Raw genomic sequence first — 19787 nt, 5'->3', positions numbered from 1 at the left:
AATGATGTGCATGTAGTGGCACGTCCAATGACAATCGAAACAAATATGCCAAGTCGTCCTGTACAGGTGACATTGCCATTAAAAGGCGTGAAAATCCCAACGGGTGCAGCAGAGCGTGAGGCATTCCTGAAGCAATTAGCGGTATTTATTGAACACTCTGATGGGGAGAAGAAAGTCGTGATCCCTGAAGTGGTAACAATGGCGAAGGGTGAGCTAGGCTTACGCTTCACCGTCGAGAAGTTTAGTACATTTACGATTATTCAGTTCAATAAGAAGGAAGAAACAAAACTACCTCTAGAAGTAAAAGAGCATGAAGCGTACATTAAGGGCTTCCCAGATGGCACATTTGGTCCCGAGAAAAACGTAACACGTGCTCAAGTGGCAACAATGATTGCGCGTATTTTAGGCTATACAGATGGACCAGTCAACACGGCACCGTTCAAGGATATTCCAAGTGATCATTACGCAGCAGGTGCCATTGCCTTTGTCAAAGAGCGTGGCATTATGAATGGCGATGTCAATGGTAACTTCCGTGCAAGTGAAAACATTACACGTGCACAAATGGCAACGGTAGTGGCGAACTTTAAGCAACTGTCTATCGAAGAGAATGTAGCGATTACATTCAACGATACAAAAGGTCACTGGGCACAATGGATAATCGAAGCAAACCGTGCAGCAGGTATTATCAACGGTCGTCAGGATGGCAATTTCGCACCAGATGAGCATTTAACACGTGCTCAAGCTGTAATCATGATGAACCGCATGTTTGAACGTGGTCCACTACAAGGCGTAACAACACCAAGCTTCCCAGATGTAAAAGCAACACACTGGGCGTTTGATGACATTGAAGAAGCAGCGAAATCTCATTCGTACGTGATCGACGAAGATGATAATGAGCAACTTTCAAAATAAGACATAGAAAGGCAGGCTAGGGGAATAACCTTAGCCTGCTTTTTTCAATAGGGACCAATAGAATTTGCAAAGTGGCGGATAGAATGATTCAACTGAAGGATAGATTCTTAAAACTAAATGATATTCCAATGTCTTTGTTGAATTTCGTTGGGTTTGTTTAGAAACTGTATAGAATGAAATGTTAATATATAGGTGTTAGCAGATGAAAAATGTAACAATTATACATTAATTACACAAAAATGGAGGATTAAAGTGGAAGTATTTATCGGTAGACAGCCAATTTTTAATCTTCAAGAACAGGTCGTTGCATATGAATTATTATATCGTAGTAAAAATGGAAATTCTTTTCCGATGGTTGATTCAGATGCGGCAACAATTGACGTACTAGTAAATTCATTTCTTTCAATTGGTATTGAAGAGGTAACAAAAGGTAAGCCTTGTTTTGTGAACTTTACTGAAAACTTGCTTATGGGCTCGATAAATGAATATTTGAATCCATCAGAGGTTGTTATTGAGATATTAGAGGATGTTCCGCTTACACCACAATTAGTAGAGAGAGTAATTGAGCTGAAATCGTATGGATTTAAAATAGCATTAGATGATTTTATATTGGATGAGCATGTTCAAGTTTATGATGAACTATTCGCCCATATTGATTATATAAAAGTGGATTTTTTATCGTCACCACTACTCAAGAGAATGGAAATTGAAAATAAAGTGAAGGAGAATTTCCCTCACATTCAGCTGCTTGCAGAAAAAGTGGAGACACGTAATCAATTTGAAGTTGCAAAACACTCAGGCTATAAGTTATTCCAAGGCTATTTTTTTGAACAACCTCAAATAATTAAAGCTACAGATATACCAGCGAATACCCTTCAATATTTCTACATTATTACTCTATTAAAGGAAGAGGAACCTAATATACAGTTACTTGCCGATAATATTGAGCGTGATCTTTCATTAACGTATAAATTATTGCAAATGATTGATAATGCTTCTAGACGTTCTAAATCCAAAGTACGCTCTATAAAACAAGCGATAGTACTGCTTGGGATATCTAATTTACGTAAGTGGATTTACTTATTAGCCATGAAGGAAATTGATATAAATACTGATTCGGATCACTTTAAAGAGGTTATGTGGACATCATTATTCCGTGCAAAGGTTTGTGAAAAATTAGCTAAACTCTCGAATAAGCATAACTTCTCTGAATACTTCTTGGTAGGCATGTTTTCATTAATAGATACTTTACTACAAAGACCAATCAACGTAATTTTACAACAGCTACCATTTTCAGAAGACATAACGGACACAATTTTCGGTCAACAAACTGAGATGACGCCATATCTTGAATTCAGTATTGCCTTGGGGAAATTAGATTGGTCAAGCTTGGAGGAATTAGCTCCACAAGTAAATATTGATCTGACAACCATTGATCTTTTATACCATGAAGCAATGGAATGGGCGGAAAAGTCATTTTAATAGCCGTTTTCGATGATGAACCTCATGTGTTTGTGTGCGGTCCATTAATGGCGTAACAATACGCAAACAAAGGGGAGAGTTTGTTATAATGATTCTAACGAATGGAGGTGTTTGATCTGCAACAAAACTGGCAAAAAGTAGTTGTGGAAAAGCTAGCATTAGCTGTTAATCCGGCCTTTGTTATTGTTTTTGGTTCGTATGCGCAAGGTTCGGCACGGGAAGATAGTGATCTAGATATTGCGTATTTTGCAGAAAGTCAGCTATCGGCATATGAACGCTTTCTATTAGCAGGAGAGATTGCGCAGTCTTGTAATGTAGATGTTGATTTAGTTGATATTCTAACAGTTGATACAGTGTTTGCAGCACAAATTTTCTCAAGTGGTATTGTCATTGATTGTAAAGATGAAAACACCTTTGTTAAAGAACGAATGAAGGCATTATCTATGTATGTGACGTTAAATGAACAACGTGCGGAAATTCTAAAGGCAATTGAAGAAAGAGGTAGTGTCTATGGTGAATAATGATGTTGTTTTAAATAAGGTTGCAACAATCGAACGATGTATGAATCGAGTCAGGGAAGTATATAACGATAATCCTGAAAATTTAATGGATTTTACCAAGCAGGATAGTATTATTTTAAATATTCAACGAGCATGTGAGGCTAGTATTGATTTGGCCATGCATATAGTTAGTGATTTAAAGCTTGGTTTGCCTAAAACAAGTCGAGAAGCATTCAAGTTGCTCGAGGACAATAATATTATAAATCATACATTAGCAAAAACATTAATGAATATGGTTGGGTTTCGGAATATTGCTGTACATGATTATCAAACAATTGAATTAAATATACTTCAAGCAATCATCGAGAATCATTTAGATGATTTTAAGGTCTATACAGCAGCAATATTACTTATATAACGTTAAAACGGATAGAATGATCGAACTGGTGGATAGCACCGTAAAAGTGACGGATAGAACCACTAAACTGAAGGATAGCCCTTCAAACCGAAGGATAGAGCAGACTTTGCTCTATCCTTATTTTTTAGGAATTGGGAATGAAATGGTAGTGCCTTGTCCAACTACACTTTTTATAGTTAGTTCTGCATTGAATAATTGTTTTAGGCGTTGATGGGTATTGACTAGACCAACGCTTGTTTTCTTTTGCGGTGTGGTATTATCAAAGCCAACGCCATCATCAGAAATGGCTATAGTAAAATAGCGCTCTGTCTCAGTAATGCGAATGGTCACGTTTCCGCCTCCGCGTTTTGGTAAAATGCCATGCTGGATGGCGTTTTCCACGAGCGTTTGAATGGATAGTGGAGGAACGGACAGCTCCATATTTATTGGGATATCCCAGTTAACTAGAATTCTATCACCAAAGCGAATTTGCTCAATAGCTAGATAGGAGCGCACAAGCTTTAATTCATAGTCAATCGGTACGGTCAAATCGACATTTTGGAAATCGAAGCTCATTTGTAAATAGTCACTAAATGCTAATAATAGCTTCTCCATTTGCTCATTATCCACGCCATGCAAGGAAATAATCGAGTTCAGTGTATTAAAGAAAAAGTGGGGCTGAATTTGTGCTTGTAGCCAAGCTGCTTCGATTCTTAGGCGTTCCTCACTTGACTGCTTTACGCGAACAAGTGCATGGACCCTTGACTTAAGCTCCACATATTCCATTGGTTTTTTAACATAGTCATTTGCGCCACTTAAAAAGGCGAGCTGTATATCCACTCTTTGCTGACGTGCTGTTAGGAACAAGATTGGTAATTCAGAAATGGAGAATTGTTCACGAATTTTCTTCGCCAATTCATAGCCAGACATATGTGGCATCATAATATCGGAAATGACCAAATCAAAGCTATTATTTTGTAGCATTTCCAGCGCTTCGGGCCCGCTTAATGCAGTTTCAATATCATAAGCCTCCGTAGAAAGCGCATTGGCAAGAACTTGTAGGTTTACGGCATCATCATCAACAATTAAAATTCTCGAATGACTAGTCACTAGCGTTTCTTTTTCAGTAACCGCAGCTATTTCGTCTTCAAATTTTGAGAGACTATTTAGTAATGAGACATATTTAGAAAGTGAAGCATCGTTGTCAATGTTTATTTTCGTATTATTGTCTGCTTGTTCATTCGTTATTGGTAATGAAAAAGTAAAGGTAGAGCCTTTGCCAACAGTGGACGCCAATGATATTTTTCCTCCATGAAGGGCAACTAGCTCATGGCAAATACTTAAGCCTAGTCCAAGTCCACCACCAATAGATGTCATACTTGAATCTGCTTGCTCATATGGTTCAAATATTCTTTCCTGTATGTCTTTCTCAATACCGATTCCCGTATCTGTAACGGAAATATACACTTTTTTATCGATCAATTCAGCATCTATAGTAATAGTTCCTTTTTCTGTAAATTTAATAGCATTGTGAATTAAATTAGTGAAAATTTGAATAAGACGAGTTTCGTCCGCTAAGACAGGCGGTAAATCTTTTGGTATTTTAATAATAAGCTCTATAGGCCTTCCTTTTAGCATGAAAAGGAATATATTACTTACGCCACTTGCTAGATTATGCACATTAATGGCCTTTGGATGAAGACGGAGTGTTTTCTCTTTTAATTGCACTAAATCGAGTAAATCATCCAGCATGTAGCTCATATGATTGCCGATTGTTAGCAGTAGCTTTATATCATCATTATTTTTTTCGGGAAGATCCGAATTTTGCTTCGCCAATAGTGTTTGGGCAATACTCATCATTCCATGAAGCGGATTGCGAAGCTCATGTGAAGTATTTGCCAGAAAATCATCCTTTGTATCGATTTCTTTTTGGAGCTTAACAGAAAGCTTTTCGGTTTGCAGTGTTGTTTGGAAGTAACGTGTAAACCAATATGCTGATATTGCTGTGATAGCAATCAAGAGATCAAAGGGATAATGACTGTAAGGTAATGTAGTATTCTGCCTTGTTGAAAAAAATAGTGAATTACCAGCAACTGCGGTACCAGTTAATAATAAAAACACAATTCCTTTTTGTCCTTTAATTACTATATATAATATGAAAACAGTTATAATAATAGGAGACACAATAAATACTGTTGTGAAAATAATTTTGGTTTTAAAGATATACTCGATTGGAGATAAAATGATAAATACTAAATAAGCTACACATAGCATTGGAACAACATTTAATATTTTTGGTGGTTTTAAATATTCCTTCACTAATTCGCGTAGAAATAACACGAAAAATAACATATTAATAATATAAGAAAAGTAAAATAGTTTACTTGCCCAAATCCAGTTAATGGGTAGGTAAATATAAATAATTTTGTTACTAGAAACGAGTACAGTTATACACGTGAAAATAATCATCATGGCAAAATAAATGAGTGATTTACTTCGAATTCCAATTCCTACAAGTAAAACAACAAAGATAAGATAAAATAAAAAAACTAAACATACAGCTATTTGAGTACCTATAGAAAAGAATTTTGATTTTTCCATCGAGTACAAATCGCCAAAAATAACTTCTTTTGTAAATCCACCCTGTGAATAACGATTCGTTTGAACGCCCTGTATAATAATCTCACTTTCATTCGAGTCTAGGGTAAAATAATAGGTAATCGGTCTACTAATCGGGGCAGTTCGTTCATTGTCGGATTTCAGATTTCCGAGTCCACCAATTAGTTGCCCATTTACATACAGTTCGTAAGGTGCTAATCCTTCAGGTATTGTCATACCATACATTTGAGGTGCATTATGTTGTTTTAGAATTGTTAAGCGATAAGAACCATATTGTCTATTGCTAAACTCTTTAAAGTATTTATTCCATGACTCAGGTTGGTTGGAATAAACTTTTTTTTCATCATGTACAGATGATTTTTCTGATGCGAGTAAAGTGTCTGGATATAACGCCCATTCTCCTTGTAGTTTAGTTTTAAAATCATAGCTTGTATCTACAGCTCTTAAATCAACTGTTCCTTGTTTTGCAGAGACCCCCTCAGGAACATTTGTTAAATCAAACCAAGCAAAACGAAGTAATGTAAGCAAGCAAAAGAATATACCAGCAATTAGAAAAATCATGAAATTTTTTGAGAGTACTTTCTTTTTTATCATAAAGAATTAATTTCAACAAAAATGTTTAAAACTCCTTCAAAAGTAACGGCTTATTTATCAATTCTTTCATAAACATAACGATATTAATACTATGACTAGTTTTTAAGGAGGTGATGTCATGAGAATAGTATTAGTAGATGATGAACATTTACCATTAATGAGACTGAAAACCTTACTTGAAAAGAGTAAAGTCCCGGAAATAGACATAGTTGGAGCATATACCGAATCCCTAAATGTCATTGCCCAAATACAAGCGCTGCAACCTAATGTTGTATTTCTAGATATTGTCATGCCAGATATGGATGGACTTGCATTAGGAGAAAAGCTTCAAGAGCTTTTGCCGAATGTTGAGATTGTCTTTATTACTGGTTATGACAAATATGCGATAGATGCTTTTAATTTGCATGCAATAGATTATCTATTAAAGCCTGTGCAAGAGGTGCGCTTACAAAAAACATTGGAACGGCTTCAGTCAGTAATCGAAAATAATCAGCAAATGGTAGCGAAGAAAAAAATGATTCAGCTGCTGGGGGGTATTAAAGTCATAACACCTGAGGGTAAGGTGCAATTAATGAAATGGCGGACATCGAAAGCGAAAGAGCTATTCGCCTATATGCTAACTAATCGCAATGAAATCATTTATCGTGATACCATATTAGAGTTATTTTGGCCAGAATCAGATATAGAAAAAGCATCCAAGCAGCTTTATACAGCCATTTATACTATCCGTCAAACATTAAAAAATTATGGGTTAGAGGGCATTCAAATCTCTAGTCCATTGTTAAATTCGGGTTATAAATTAATAGTGGAAAATGTATTAATTGATGTAGAACAATGGTTGGATCAATTAAAATCTTTACCGCATTTACAAGAAGGTACAGCAGATAAACATGAACGGGTGTCTCAGGCCTATACAGGAGATTATTTAGGGGATAGCGATTATCTTTGGTCTGAAGGAGAAAGAGAACGGCTCAGACGATTATGGTTGCGCCACGCACAGCAATTAAGTGAATTTTATATAAGAAGCCAACAATACGCTGCAGCTGTAAGAGTACAGGAGAGGATCCAAATAATCTCCCCAGATGAAGAGGAGAGCTATTTCTCCTTAATGAAGCTATATGATCTGCTCAATAATGCCGCTGCCGTAGAAGAGCAATATGGGCAACTTAAAAAAATGCTGCAAGAGCAATTAGCAGTAGAGCCAAGTGTGGAAATTGAAGGATGGTATAGAAGTTGGAGAAAGGGCAGCACGGTTACGCAGGTGGATGTGTTGAATTGAAGTTGAAAGGACTTTGCATAAAGCAAAGTCCTCATTGAAATTTTTTTCAAATCACTTTAATTTAATAAGATCTATTATAAGTATCAATAGCATTATTTAAACTAGTAATAGCACTATTAACATCATATTGTGTCGAAGCATAACTATTGGCAACAGATTGAGCTGAATTGATTGCTGAAGATAAATTATTTTTAGCTGCTATGCTTTTAAATGAATCTGCTGAATATAAGTTCCAAGCATAATTAATAAGATTTGTTAGTTGATTTTTATCAACATTATAATATCCATTCGTCCTATTTCTCTGAGCATTTGTGTAAATCGTAATAGCATTATTTAAATTATAGATTGCATTGGAAATATCGTTTTGAGTAGCGTAATAGTTATTTACCACTGCTTGTGCTGATGCAACTGCTCTCTCTATTGCATCTCTTTCTGCTTGAGTTGTCCAAGGCGTGTTATATAAGTTATTTCCTTCCCAAGAAACTGTAACATACTGAACAGAATTGATTAGATTTTGTAATGATGTTTTATCTGTACCGTATCCAGCAGTTCTATTTCTCTGAGCATTTGTGTAAGTCGTAATAGCATTATTTAAATTATAGATGGCATTAGAAATATCGTTTTGAGTAGCGTAATAATTATTCACCACTGCTTGTGCTGATGCAACTGCTCTCTCTATTGCATCTCTTTCTGCTTGGGTTGTCCAAGGCGTGTTATATATGTTATTACCATCCCAAGAAACTGTAACATACTGAACAGAATTGATTAGGTTTTGTAATGATGTTTTATCACCATTTCCATACCCATACTTTGTTCCATTTTTTTGCACAGCTTGATAGTTTGCTAAGGCAGTTTTGTATTGTGTAAGAGCATTGTTCACTTGCTCGTGTGAAGCACTCGCATTATTAGCTACTGCTCTAGCATTTGTAACGGCGGTTTCAAATGCGTTGCGATCCGTCTGTGTTGTCCACTTTTCAGTTGTTAAAACGTCATTTCCATAAGCAGAAACTGAAACATATGGAGGAGAAGTTAGTAATTTATTTAATTCAGTTTTATTTGCCACAGGTAGTGTTACAGAAGCCTTGCTATCATCTACTTGTACTTTAGTAACAATATGTCCTGAATCTAAAGCTACCTTTGCTCCGCCACTAACAGTTATTTGCTCAATTTTGCCTTCCCCATAAAGGCTAAAATCTTTGTCAACATCGATGATTAGTTTATCAACATTTGATGAAACCTCAAATGCAGCCACTTTATCAACGACTTTGATAGTTGAAATTGTTTGGTTAGAGGATACATCCACTTTTGTACGTTCTACGTTAAGTGTAGCCGATTTTACATCATTTAGAGAAACATTAAGCCAATTAATTTTTCTTGCCGTAAGAGGTTTAAAGGTAATTCCATCCCCAATTGTTACTTTATCAAGTGAGAATGATTTTTTTACACGACTTGTAACAATGAGCTCATCCTCGATAGCTACATTTTCAACTTTCACATAATCTGCATCGACAGTTAGGCTTCCTTCAATCTTCGCGTCTCCACCATCGAAATACACCGTCTTTTTGTTAGTGCCAGCTTTTTTCAATGTTAGTGATGTGACGCTAGTAATTTCACCCTTTTTAACGACAATTGTAGCTTGCGCATTTGTTAATGCCGTGCTATTTGCAGTTTTAAAGAGTGATTTAAGAGAATCACTAATATTATATTGTCCGTTAGAAGTACGCACCTTATCCTTTGTAATATTAGTAATAGTAACTGCATCTCCTGCTGGAACCTTCGTTTTTGTAGCAGCCAATCGTTCACCAATTTGAATTGACTGGTTTACAGATGAATCACTAGAAGCAGCGTTTACAGGTGCCACTGGCAATACTAAGGTTGCTGTAAGAGCCGTTGCCATAAAAGTTGATAACGCTTTATTTTTCATTTTGGTCACTCCAATCATCGTATTTAGTAGCTAATATATCATATATTTCAATAATTTAGTATCCAAAGGGCATGTTTTACTAGGTTTGATTAAATAAATAAACCAATAGTCCTTTTTTTAACTTTCTTGTTTTTTGTGATAAAATCCTAATATTTCTCTATAAATATGTAAAATTCTACTTAATTCGCTAAATCTATTGTTGTGATACAATGTTCCATCCATTATTATTATGTATAAAAGAGGGGTGTTGTCATGAAAAAATCTAGAAGTATTGCTTTGAAGCTATCTTCTCTAATAATAGGAATATTTTTACTATTATTTTTTGCTTATACGATAATAACAGGCATTATTTTGAAAAATCAAAGTGTTGATGATGCAGAAAGTGCAACGCTTGAAACTGCTGAATTTTCTGCGGCAAAAATGAGTGAGCGCTTTAAGAAAGCAAATACTACTTTACTAACAACAAAGCGTATTGTTGAAACTATGGAGAAAAAAGGTGAGGTTTCTGCGCAAGCTATTTTGGATATCATGGAAACCAATTTAGTAAATAATAATGATTTGCTTGGCGTAGGGGTTATTTTAGAGCAAAATATTGCAAACGTAAAACCGATAGCTCTTACGACTTTATTAGAACAGAATACTATGAAAATAGATTCAGCTACATATGAGGCATTAATTGATTCAAAAAATCGCTTTATACCTTATTTAAGTAAGGATGGTGGTGGTATTACTGCTGCTGCTATTGAAGGCATAGATGATAAAAGTGTGTCCGAATGGTATTGGGTACCAAAAGACGAGGGACGATCAGTTCTAACAGAGCCCTATGATTATAATGTCAATGGAAAGACAGTCTTAATGACAACTATTTCTGTTCCATTAGTAAATGCTTCAGGGTCATTTTTTGGCATATTAACGGCTGATTTATCCATTGACTATCTAACTGAATTGACAGAGTCGGTCAAGCCAGATGGTGGTTATGCTGCGATTATTACAAATAAAGGGATTTTAACAGCGAATAGTCTTGGTGCCACACTAAATGGATTGGATATGCAGGAACATTTAGATTGGACAAGCATTAAACAAACGATGGATAGTGGCGAAGTAAAAAGCATGTACATGGACTCTGACGAATTGAAAGAAAATTCATTCAATGTCTTTTCACCAATGGTATTAGAGGGAGTTGGTGAAACATGGACTGTCCAAATGGTACTACCTAAATCAAAAATTCTAGAGACTTATAATCAGGTGTTTATTTTTACAATTGTTGCCTCTATTATTATAGTGGTTTTAATGTCTGCTGCTAGTGCCCTATTCATTTATAGACAATTGAAGCCATTAAAGTTTTTACGTGCATCTATTGAAATGGCGGCTGCTGGTGATTTAACACAAAAAGTGGATGAGAAATATATTAAAGCTGATGAGATTGGGGCTGTTGCATTGGCTTATAATAATATGCTAGATCAAACGAATAGTGCCATAAAAACAGTGCTAAATTCTACGACATTACTGAATCAATCTTCCCATCATGTTCATGAGACATTTAATGAAATAGTGGCTTCAAGTCAGGAGGTTTCTGTAGCAATTAATGAAATTGCTCAAGGTGCATCTAAGCAATCTGAGGATACGGAGGAGACAAACTATCGAATGATTGATTTATCCGATCAAATTGATGCTATTACAGCTTTATCGAATGAAATGGATGAGCTGTCAAATAAAACAAAAGCCACTACTGATAAAGGCATGCAAGAGGTTGAAAGCTTACGTGACCGTAATGCGGAGACCAATGCCATGAATGGTCGTATTCAGCAGCAAATGGAGTCTCTGGCATCTAATATCGCCAATATTAACCAAATAATCACATCTATTCAAGGCATTACGGAGCAAACGAATTTATTAGCCTTAAATGCAAGTATAGAAGCAGCACGTGCTGGAGAGCATGGCAAAGGCTTTGCAGTTGTTGCAGAGGAAGTACGAAAGCTAGCAGAGCAATCAAAAAACGAAACAGATATAATTAAGCAAACAGTGGATAGTATACTTGTAAATTCCAAGCAAACCGTTGCTGTTATTGCTTCAAATGCAGAGCTTATGCAGTCACAAAATGAGTCTGTACAAAGCACAGAGGTCGCATTTAAAGACAACAGTGAGCTATCAAACTCTATCGCCTCCTCGATAAATGAGCTAATGGCTAAGCTATCGGATATGTTGGAGCATAAAAATCAAGCAATTATGGCAATCCAAAGTATTTCTGCTATTTCAGAGGAGACAGCTGCATCTGCAGAACAGGTAAGTGCCTCTGCTATCGACCAACAAGCAGAGCTACAAAAGGTGGGAGAATCCATCAATAATATGAATGAGATTTCAAAGGAATTACAAGAGGTTGTTAATCGATTTAAGCTAGCTTAATAATGAAGAACTGTCTAAGAGGTATTGAAGGTTACCTAAAGCAGTTCTTTTTTATTGGAGAAGGCTAGTTCTATTCTCTCTTTGGGACAGATTGACCTAGCGGAAAAACAGCACTACTATAAGAAAGGAGAGGAGGAGAAATGCTATGATGTACCTCGGTATGATTTTCTTCCAGATTGTTGCTCCTATTTTAGTGCTTCTTGTGCTTGGCGCGATATTGCAAAAGAAATTTTGCTTCAATCTAAAAGCGCTCTCTCAGCTTATTACCTATTGCTTCATGCCTGCCGCTGTTTTTGTTAATTTATATGAAACAAGCGTGGAGCTCTCTGTGCTTGGAGAAGTTGCGATATTTATTGTCCTTTTTATCGGCAGTCAAATGGTGCTAAGCCATTTTTTAGCGAAAGGACTTGGTTTAGTTAAAACAGAGGCTGCGGTATTTAAAAATAGTGTTGTCCTTATTAATTCAGGAAACTATGGAATTCCTGTTGCACAAATGATATTTGTGACACAACCAATCGGCGTAGCGATACAGGTTATTTTGGTGATATTCCAAAATATGACTACCTATACATATGGCTTATACAACTTAATTTCCTCAACAAAATCAGGTATATCCATTGTAAAGGATTTTCTTAAGATGCCTATCATTCATGCCCTTATTATAGGGGTGGCAATGAACTATTTTAATCTTGCAGTGCCACAGTTTATTAAAATTCCAATAGATCATGTTGCAGACGGTTTTATTGCTGTGGCATTAATCACGTTAGGTGCCCAATTATCACAGCTTGAAATAAAATCCATGTTTAATAAAACAGTCATTATTAGCTGTTTTACACGACTAATTTTGGGACCAGCAGTTGCTTTATTCATTATTTATATACTCGGTCTAGATGGGGTAGTGGCACAATCATTATTTATTGCTAGCGCTTTTCCAACATCCCGAAATAGTTCTAGTTTAGCATTAGAATATGATATCGAATCAGCAACAGCCGCACAAACTGTTTTATTTTCAACAATAGTGAGCTGTATTACAGTAACAATCGTTATTTATCTAGCAGAATTATTATTTCTTTCATAACATATGACGTAAAAAAAGGAATAGGCTTATGGCTTATTGCTTTTTTTTATGCTCCAAAAGCAAAATAAAGAAAAGTACTAAAAAATAAAAGTGTTTTTATTAGTTGTTGTAATTGTAAATATATACATAGGGTAAATAGATACTAAATAATATTCAAAGGGGTGTTCATAGCTTTGCGTAAAGGGATGAAGTTATGGAAAAATTTATCATCTTATTAGTTGCTATTATAATTGTTTTTAGTGTTGATCTAGGTCTTATTGTCTATAAAAGTACAAAAAGAATAATATGATTCTAGCAAGAAATGTCGTGAACCAGCTTGATTCAGAGAGGTATGAACAGCTAGTTAAAAATCCAAATAACCACTCACTTAATGTTGAAATTGTTGCATATGTTGGACTAGATATTGAGAGCTCCATTATTTACGGCATTCAAAAATCTGCTGTAACGAAGTACTTGCCTATACTTTTAGGCATAGTCATTTTATTGAATGTCGTTATGATGACTACATTGTATTTGTATATGCGGAAATCATTAAAACAATTGAAGAAATGACGGCAGGAATTATGCAGATTTCAGACTCTGTTTCTTCCGTTATGAAAAGCTCCTCCAATACAGCCAATCTTATGAAGCACAGTCAATCTGGAGCGGCAATGATTACGGCTCGCATCTGAGCAGGTAAAGCGTTTAGAGTTTATGAAGCAAAAATATAAACTCTGAAGGAAAAAATAGTAATGAAGCTTCCATCTCTTAGCAATATCTGTTACACTAGCATCAAACTTAATAGCATTGACTAGGGGAGTCTGATGAGTCAGGCTGAGAGGGAAACGCATAGAGGTTTCTTGACCCTTTGGACCTGATCTGGCTCATACCAGCGTGGGAAAGTTAAGAAATTATTGCGTGCTCTTTACAATGCGATAATTATACCTTTTACAATCATAGCCGGATCCAAAATTTTTTGGATTCGGTTTTTATTTTTGTTGGGGTGAGCTAGATTCGGTCCTTGTATGAATTTTCTATAAGGGAGAGAAGTAGGTCATGACAACAGTTAGCGAAAAGAACATTACGATTATGTCGAGCTTTGAGGGGAGTAAAAAGGTTTATGTAGAGGGTTCGAGACCGGATATTTTGGTGCCGATGCGTGAAATTGCATTAAGTCCAACAACAGGAAGCTTTGGAGAAGAGAAAAATGCTCCAGTTCGTGTATATGATACGAGCGGTCCATATACTGACCCTGCCTATAAGGTAGATATTACGAGGGGCTTACCAGCGTTGCGAAGTAAATGGATTAGAGAGCGAGGGGATGTTGAGGAGTATGTAGGGCGAACTATTAAACCAGAGGATAATGGCTTCCGCAATGCTGATGATCCACGTATTCAAGAAAACGTTTTTCCTGAGCTATCTAGGAAACCTATACGTGCGAAAAAGGGGAGAAATATCACACAGCTTCATTATGCACGAAAGGGAATTATAACACCGGAAATGGAGTTTGTAGCAATTCGTGAAAATATGGAACCTGAATTTGTTCGCTCTGAAATTGCAGCGGGGCGAGCGATTATGCCTTCTAATATTAATCATCCTGAGGCTGAGCCAATGATTATAGGACGTAGCTTCCATGTGAAAATTAATGCTAATATTGGGAATTCAGCAGTATCATCTTCTATTGCAGAAGAGGTGGAGAAAATGACTTGGGCAACACGCTGGGGTGCTGATAATATAATGGATTTATCGACTGGTAAGCACATTCATACGACACGTGAATGGATTATCCGTAATGCTGCGGTGCCAGTTGGAACAGTGCCAATTTACCAAGCACTTGAAAAGGTAAACGGTGTAGCTGAGGATTTAACATGGGAGGTGTATCGTGATACGTTAATCGAGCAGGCAGAGCAAGGCGTTGATTACTTCACGATTCATGCAGGCGTACTGTTGCGTTATGTGCCACTAACAGCCAATCGTGTGACAGGCATTGTGTCACGCGGAGGTTCAATTATGGCGCAATGGTGCTTATATCATCATCAAGAGAACTTTTTATATACACATTTTGAAGAAATCTGTGAAATCATGAAAACATATGATGTTGCCTTCTCGTTAGGGGATGGCTTACGTCCTGGATCGATTGCAGATGCTAATGACGAGGCACAGTTTGCAGAGCTTGAAACGTTAGGAGAATTAACACAGATTGCCTGGAAGCATGATGTACAGGTGATGGTGGAGGGGCCAGGCCACGTGCCGATGCATTTGATTAAAGAAAATATGGACAAGCAATTAGAGGTGTGCAAGGAGGCTCCGTTCTATACTTTAGGACCACTGACAACAGATATTGCACCTGGCTATGATCATATTACATCTGCTATTGGTGCGGCAATGATAGGTTGGTTTGGTACGGCAATGCTATGCTACGTGACACCAAAAGAGCATCTGGGCTTACCAAATCGAGAGGACGTTCGTGTAGGGGTGATTACGTATAAAATTGCTGCACACGCGGCTGATTTAGCGAAGGGACATCCGGGAGCACAGCAGCGAGATGATGCACTTTCAAAGGCACGTTTTGAATTCCGTTGGCGCGATCAATTCAACCTGTCTTTAGATCCAGAGCGTGCAGTTGAATACCATGATGAAACATTACCAGCAGAGGGGGCAAAAACTGCGCACTTCTGTTCAATGTGTGGGCCTAAGTTCTGTAGTATGAGAATCTCGCAGGATATTCGTAACTATGCAAAAGAAAAAGATTTAAATACGACAGAGGCAATTCATCAAGGGATGCAGGAAAAGGCTGAGGAATTTAAGAAAGCAGGCAGTCAGATTTATCAATAATAATGTAATGAAGGTTTGTGTTTATTTAGGCACAAACCTTTTTCGTTGAATAAAAAACTCCATGTGAAGTGTGGCTCACATGGAGTTAAAGTTGGATTTGGATATCAATAATAGATGGAAGAATTAAACGTTAGATGGTTGTTTCACGTATGGATTAGAAAGATCCATACCTTCTAATGAAAGACCCATTGCTTTTGCTACACCCTCACCATATGCTGGATCAGCTAAATAGCAGTGAAGAATGTGACGACGTTTGATGAACTCTTCAACAGGTGCCATATCATTTGCTGTATTTTCGAATAGGCGTTGTTGTTCTTCGGCAGTCATAAGGCGGAATAGTTTCCCTGGTTGCTCAAAGTAGTTGTTATCATCTTCACGGAAGTCATGGATACCTGCGTTACCATCAATGCGTAATTCAGGCTCTTTATAGTCTAAGTTATGCTCCCATTCGCTGTAGCTATTTGGTTCATAGCCTAAAGTTGAACCAAGGTTGCCGTCAAAACGCATAGCGCCATCACGATGGAAAGTACGGAATGGACATTTTGGGGCGTTTACTGGAAGCATATAATGATTTACACCTAGGCGGTAGCGTTGTGCATCTGCATAAGCAAAGATTCGTCCTTGTAACATTTTATCTGGTGAGAAGCTAATACCGGGAACAATGTTTGATGGAGCAAATGCAGCTTGCTCAACCTCAGCAAAATAGTTGTCTGGGTTTTTATTTAATTCGAATTCACCTACAGGAATTAATGGGAAATCTTTTTTATACCATACTTTTGTTAAATCAAATGGGTTATATGGTAGTTCGCGAGCTTGTTCCTCAGTCATTACCTGAATGTACATTTTCCATTTAGGGAAATCACCTTGCTCAATAGCACCATATAAATCACGTTGTGAAGATTCACGGTCTTTACCGACTACTTCCTCTGCTTCAGCACCTGTTAAATTTTTAATGCCTTGCTCTGTGCGGAAGTGGAATTTTACCCATACACGCTCATTTTCAGCATTGATAAAGCTATACGTGTGAGAACCAAAACCATGCATATTTCGGTAACCAGCTGGAATACCACGGTCAGACATTACTATTGTGACTTGGTGAAGTGCCTCTGGTAGTGATGTCCAGAAATCCCAGTTCGAGTTTAAGTTTTTCATATTTGTACGTGGGTCACGTTTTACCACGTGATTTAAATCTGTAAAGTGTAATGGATCACGGAAGAAGAATACAGGCGTATTGTTCCCAACTAAATCCCAGTTACCTTCTTCTGTATAAAATTTAAGGGCAAAGCCACGAATATCTCGCTCAGCATCTGCTGCACCACGCTCACCCGCAACTGTAGAGAAGCGCGCGAACATTTCTGTTTTCTTCCCAATCTCAGAGAAGATCTTTGCTTTTGTATATTGAGTAATATCATGCGTTACAGAGAAGGTACCAAATGCACCTGAACCTTTTGCGTGCATACGACGCTCTGGAATAACTTCACGGTTGAAGTTCGCTAATTTTTCAACTAGCCATACATCTTGAAGTAACAGAGGACCTCTTGGACCCGCTGACATGGAGTCGTGGTTGCTTACTACTGGAGCACCACCTGCTGTTGTAAAACGACGGCTACGATCATTTGCGTTTGTCATATTAGTTTACCTCCTGAAAAAAATTGTGAGTCAAACTCTTCATCAATAACTATAGCAAATATAAAATAGAATTGCTAGTACATTATAATAATTATCGTTAAAGAATTTTTATTTTTAGATATAAACTATTATTATATGTGCAAAGTAGTAGAATTATGCATAATTTCACTACCCAAAACAACACTTTTCAAAACAATTTTAGAAGTAAGAGAGGAAGATGAAATGCTTTTTCATTGATTTTTTTCTCTATTATGCACATTTAAAGTAGCCTGCAATCTAAAATTGCCCAATAAACACACTTTATTGAAATATCAATCCTGAATTTTAGTGATGATATCAAAATGCTTGTATACGATATAGATGAAATAAATCACGGTTTTCTTTGTCAGAATTGAAAATAGAGCAAGCTAAATGAAAATTCATTAATAGGATTTCCGATAGCGATTGGGTGTCATGCCTATCTGCTGCTTAAATATTTTTATGAAATAATTGGAATCTTCAAATCCGTTTAAATGTGCAATTTCGCTAATGGCAAAATCTGTCTCCACAAGCATTTTCATGGCACTATGAATTCGAGCCTGCTGTAGGTAGCGTTTAAAGGGCAAGCCTTGCTTCTTTGAAAAAATTGTACTTAAATAATTGGGGCTAATTCCTAATTTATGGGCTACAAAGGGTAAAGATAACCGACTATCCTGAAATTGTTGATCGATAATTTCTATTGCTAGCTCTACATAATCGGCCCTTTTCTCCATTCGTGCCTCACGAGCCAGTTCAATAAGTCTTTGTGTAAATAAAATGATGCCGTTTAGTATGGTATAAAAAATAGGATGTTCGATAATTAAATGAAAAAGCTGTCTGTAGTTTTGCTCAATAGCAGCTTTCTCATGCAATTTATACTTCAGCATGAATCGGCGAATTTGCGCTAGGACACTAGTTAGATGAATACGTAAGTCATCTTGCTCATAATAAATTCCTTCATTGGATAGTTGATATAAAAATGTTTTAACGGCTTCAAGATTCCCTTCTTCTAAACTACTGATTAGTAATTGCTGTTCCTCTGGTGTTAACAAAGGATCAAATGGCTGTGCTTCAAATTGTTTACTTGCATAAAAAATGTGCCCGAATCCTTCGTAAAAGCTTTGATGAAGGGCACGCTTTGTGAAGATATACATATTCTTAAGAGTTGTAGGTTCCCCATCATATATCCCAATATTTAAAGAGCTATTGCTTGTTAAACGCCATTCCTTTATCAGCGTACGAACATCCTTTTCCACGATCTTTCTATCATTTGTTAGGAATAAGCAGACGATACTATCAGATAATGGGTAGACTTGCATATGATAGTGAATTGCTGTTTGCTGTAGCCAATTAAATAGCTTGTTTAATGTTTCTGAATGCTCAGGCTCAATCATTGTAAAATGCCTGGCTGTCTCTATGGAGCTAGGCTTACTATCTATAAATAATTGATAATAAAAGGATTCGTCTGTCGCCCTCTCAACAGCATTGTTGATCTGGGGTACACGAAGAGAGATAGTCGTAAGCTTTTGTTTTAATACTTCTAAATCAATGGGTTTTACAAAAAGATGCTGTACCTGTAAATCAATAGCTTTTAACGCATTTTTAAATAAGGGCTCTGTGGTCATTGCTAAAATAGCCCCAGAATATTTTTGGAAAACATGATTTAGAGCAGTTAAACGATTATTTGGGAATAAATCAATATTCAATAGGATTGCATCAGGCTCGAATTGCTGAATGCTTTGAGGTGCCTCAGACATACTCGTGCACATTTCAATCGTTACATCTCCAGGAAAATACGTATGTAAAAACCAGCGAATACCAGAAAGCTCTGCAGGGTCTCGATCCATTAATAATAGCCTCATCACAACCAACCTTTCTTAAAATAATCTCATTTCGTAAAAAAGTACGATTATATTCATAAAAATAACATAAAAATCAGAAAAAAATCATGTTTCTTGCATTAAAATTCTCTATTTTCTGAAAAAAGTAGTTAGTACAATGTAAATAGAGTAATCCATCTTTGAGGAAATGGATTTAACCTCTTTCAGCAAATGTTTTTGTTTCGAAAGCGTAGCGGCAGATACAAACGTCTCCCACTTCTAAAGGTGGTGAGATCAATGAGAATTTAAACTACTTTT

The 19787-nt window shown here is 36.7% G+C and carries 13 protein-coding genes and 1 riboswitch; of the genes, 9 read left to right on the top strand and 4 right to left on the bottom strand.

What is annotated here, in order from left to right:
* From AC2CGN_RS24580 to hepT, 4 genes are all read left to right on the top strand, one after another.
* On the top strand, positions 1-912 hold a 912-nt coding region (locus tag AC2CGN_RS24580; protein ID WP_484516802.1), incomplete at its 5' end, for an S-layer homology domain-containing protein.
* Positions 913-1164: 252 nt separating this feature from the next.
* Entirely contained in the window at positions 1165-2394 is a 1230-nt protein-coding gene (locus tag AC2CGN_RS24575) for an EAL and HDOD domain-containing protein (protein ID WP_484516800.1), read from the top strand.
* 101 nt (positions 2395-2495) lie between these two features.
* Positions 2496-2915: a type VII toxin-antitoxin system MntA family adenylyltransferase antitoxin gene (gene mntA, locus AC2CGN_RS24570; protein ID WP_286927206.1), complete on the top strand. Its 420-nt coding sequence runs from the start codon at positions 2496-2498 to the stop codon at positions 2913-2915.
* Positions 2908-3312: a type VII toxin-antitoxin system HepT family RNase toxin gene (gene hepT / locus AC2CGN_RS24565; protein ID WP_286927231.1), complete on the top strand. Its 405-nt coding sequence runs from the start codon at positions 2908-2910 to the stop codon at positions 3310-3312. Before mntA ends, hepT begins: the two co-directional genes overlap by 8 nt.
* A 117-nt stretch (positions 3313-3429) precedes the next feature.
* Here the strand turns inward: hepT and AC2CGN_RS24560 are convergent, their stop codons facing one another.
* Complete coding sequence (locus AC2CGN_RS24560; protein ID WP_484516797.1) at positions 3430-6471, bottom strand: hybrid sensor histidine kinase/response regulator; 3042 nt, start codon at positions 6469-6471, stop codon at positions 3430-3432.
* Between the two features lie 151 nt (positions 6472-6622).
* Here AC2CGN_RS24560 and AC2CGN_RS24555 point away from each other — a divergent pair, with 151 nt between their 5' ends.
* Entirely contained in the window at positions 6623-7783 is a 1161-nt protein-coding gene (locus tag AC2CGN_RS24555; protein WP_484516795.1) for a response regulator, read from the top strand.
* 61 nt (positions 7784-7844) lie between these two features.
* On the opposite strand, the gene AC2CGN_RS24550 is transcribed toward AC2CGN_RS24555, so the two are convergent.
* A complete protein-coding gene (locus AC2CGN_RS24550; protein ID WP_484516793.1) occupies positions 7845-9707 on the bottom strand; it encodes an S-layer protein in 1863 nt (620 codons plus the stop codon).
* A 252-nt stretch (positions 9708-9959) separates the two neighbouring features.
* Between AC2CGN_RS24550 and AC2CGN_RS24545 the strand changes: the two genes are divergently transcribed.
* The 4 genes from AC2CGN_RS24545 (at position 9960) to thiC (ending at position 16002) form a co-directional block, all read left to right on the top strand.
* Positions 9960-12110 carry a methyl-accepting chemotaxis protein gene (locus tag AC2CGN_RS24545; protein ID WP_484516791.1) on the top strand — a complete coding sequence of 717 codons (2151 nt, stop codon included), beginning with the start codon at positions 9960-9962 and terminating at the stop codon, positions 12108-12110.
* 145 nt (positions 12111-12255) lie between these two features.
* Positions 12256-13188 (top strand): AEC family transporter, encoded by a 933-nt coding sequence (locus AC2CGN_RS24540; protein ID WP_286927211.1) that lies wholly within the window; start codon positions 12256-12258, stop codon positions 13186-13188.
* Positions 13189-13473: 285 nt separating this feature from the next.
* Positions 13474-13740 (top strand): hypothetical protein, encoded by a 267-nt coding sequence (locus AC2CGN_RS24535; RefSeq protein ID WP_484516789.1) that lies wholly within the window; start codon positions 13474-13476, stop codon positions 13738-13740.
* A 230-nt stretch (positions 13741-13970) separates the two neighbouring features.
* Positions 13971-14085: riboswitch (TPP riboswitch) on the top strand.
* A 138-nt stretch (positions 14086-14223) separates the two neighbouring features.
* Positions 14224-16002, top strand: coding sequence for a phosphomethylpyrimidine synthase ThiC (thiC, locus tag AC2CGN_RS24530; protein ID WP_429983706.1), 1779 nt, complete (start codon positions 14224-14226; stop codon positions 16000-16002).
* 123 nt (positions 16003-16125) lie between these two features.
* On the opposite strand, the gene AC2CGN_RS24525 is transcribed toward thiC, so the two are convergent.
* Positions 16126-17631, bottom strand: a complete 1506-nt coding sequence (locus AC2CGN_RS24525; protein ID WP_484516787.1) for a catalase — start codon at positions 17629-17631, stop codon at positions 16126-16128.
* Positions 17632-18053: 422 nt separating this feature from the next.
* Positions 18054-19496, bottom strand: coding sequence for a helix-turn-helix domain-containing protein (locus tag AC2CGN_RS24520; RefSeq protein WP_484516786.1), 1443 nt, complete (start codon positions 19494-19496; stop codon positions 18054-18056).
* Between the last annotated feature and the right edge of the window lie 291 nt (positions 19497-19787).

The sequence above is a fragment of the Lysinibacillus sp. DFXJR4 genome (assembly GCF_057196045.1).
Note: the sequence above shows the minus strand (reverse complement) of the source record. Positions and strands in the feature narration are given on the sequence as shown.

Coding starts and splice junctions, on each gene's coding strand:
- AC2CGN_RS24540 (WP_286927211.1), top strand. CDS start 12,256: ATGATGTACCTCGGTATGATTTTCTTCCAGATTGTTGCTCCTATTTTA.
- AC2CGN_RS24525 (WP_484516787.1), bottom strand. CDS start 17,631: ATGACAAACGCAAATGATCGTAGCCGTCGTTTTACAACAGCAGGTGGT.
- AC2CGN_RS24560 (WP_484516797.1), bottom strand. CDS start 6,471: ATGATTTTTCTAATTGCTGGTATATTCTTTTGCTTGCTTACATTACTT.
- AC2CGN_RS24550 (WP_484516793.1), bottom strand. CDS start 9,707: ATGAAAAATAAAGCGTTATCAACTTTTATGGCAACGGCTCTTACAGCA.
- AC2CGN_RS24555 (WP_484516795.1), top strand. CDS start 6,623: ATGAGAATAGTATTAGTAGATGATGAACATTTACCATTAATGAGACTG.
- thiC (WP_429983706.1), top strand. CDS start 14,224: ATGACAACAGTTAGCGAAAAGAACATTACGATTATGTCGAGCTTTGAG.
- AC2CGN_RS24535 (WP_484516789.1), top strand. CDS start 13,474: ATGATTCTAGCAAGAAATGTCGTGAACCAGCTTGATTCAGAGAGGTAT.
- AC2CGN_RS24520 (WP_484516786.1), bottom strand. CDS start 19,496: ATGGATCGAGACCCTGCAGAGCTTTCTGGTATTCGCTGGTTTTTACAT.
- mntA (WP_286927206.1), top strand. CDS start 2,496: ATGGAGGTGTTTGATCTGCAACAAAACTGGCAAAAAGTAGTTGTGGAA.
- AC2CGN_RS24545 (WP_484516791.1), top strand. CDS start 9,960: ATGAAAAAATCTAGAAGTATTGCTTTGAAGCTATCTTCTCTAATAATA.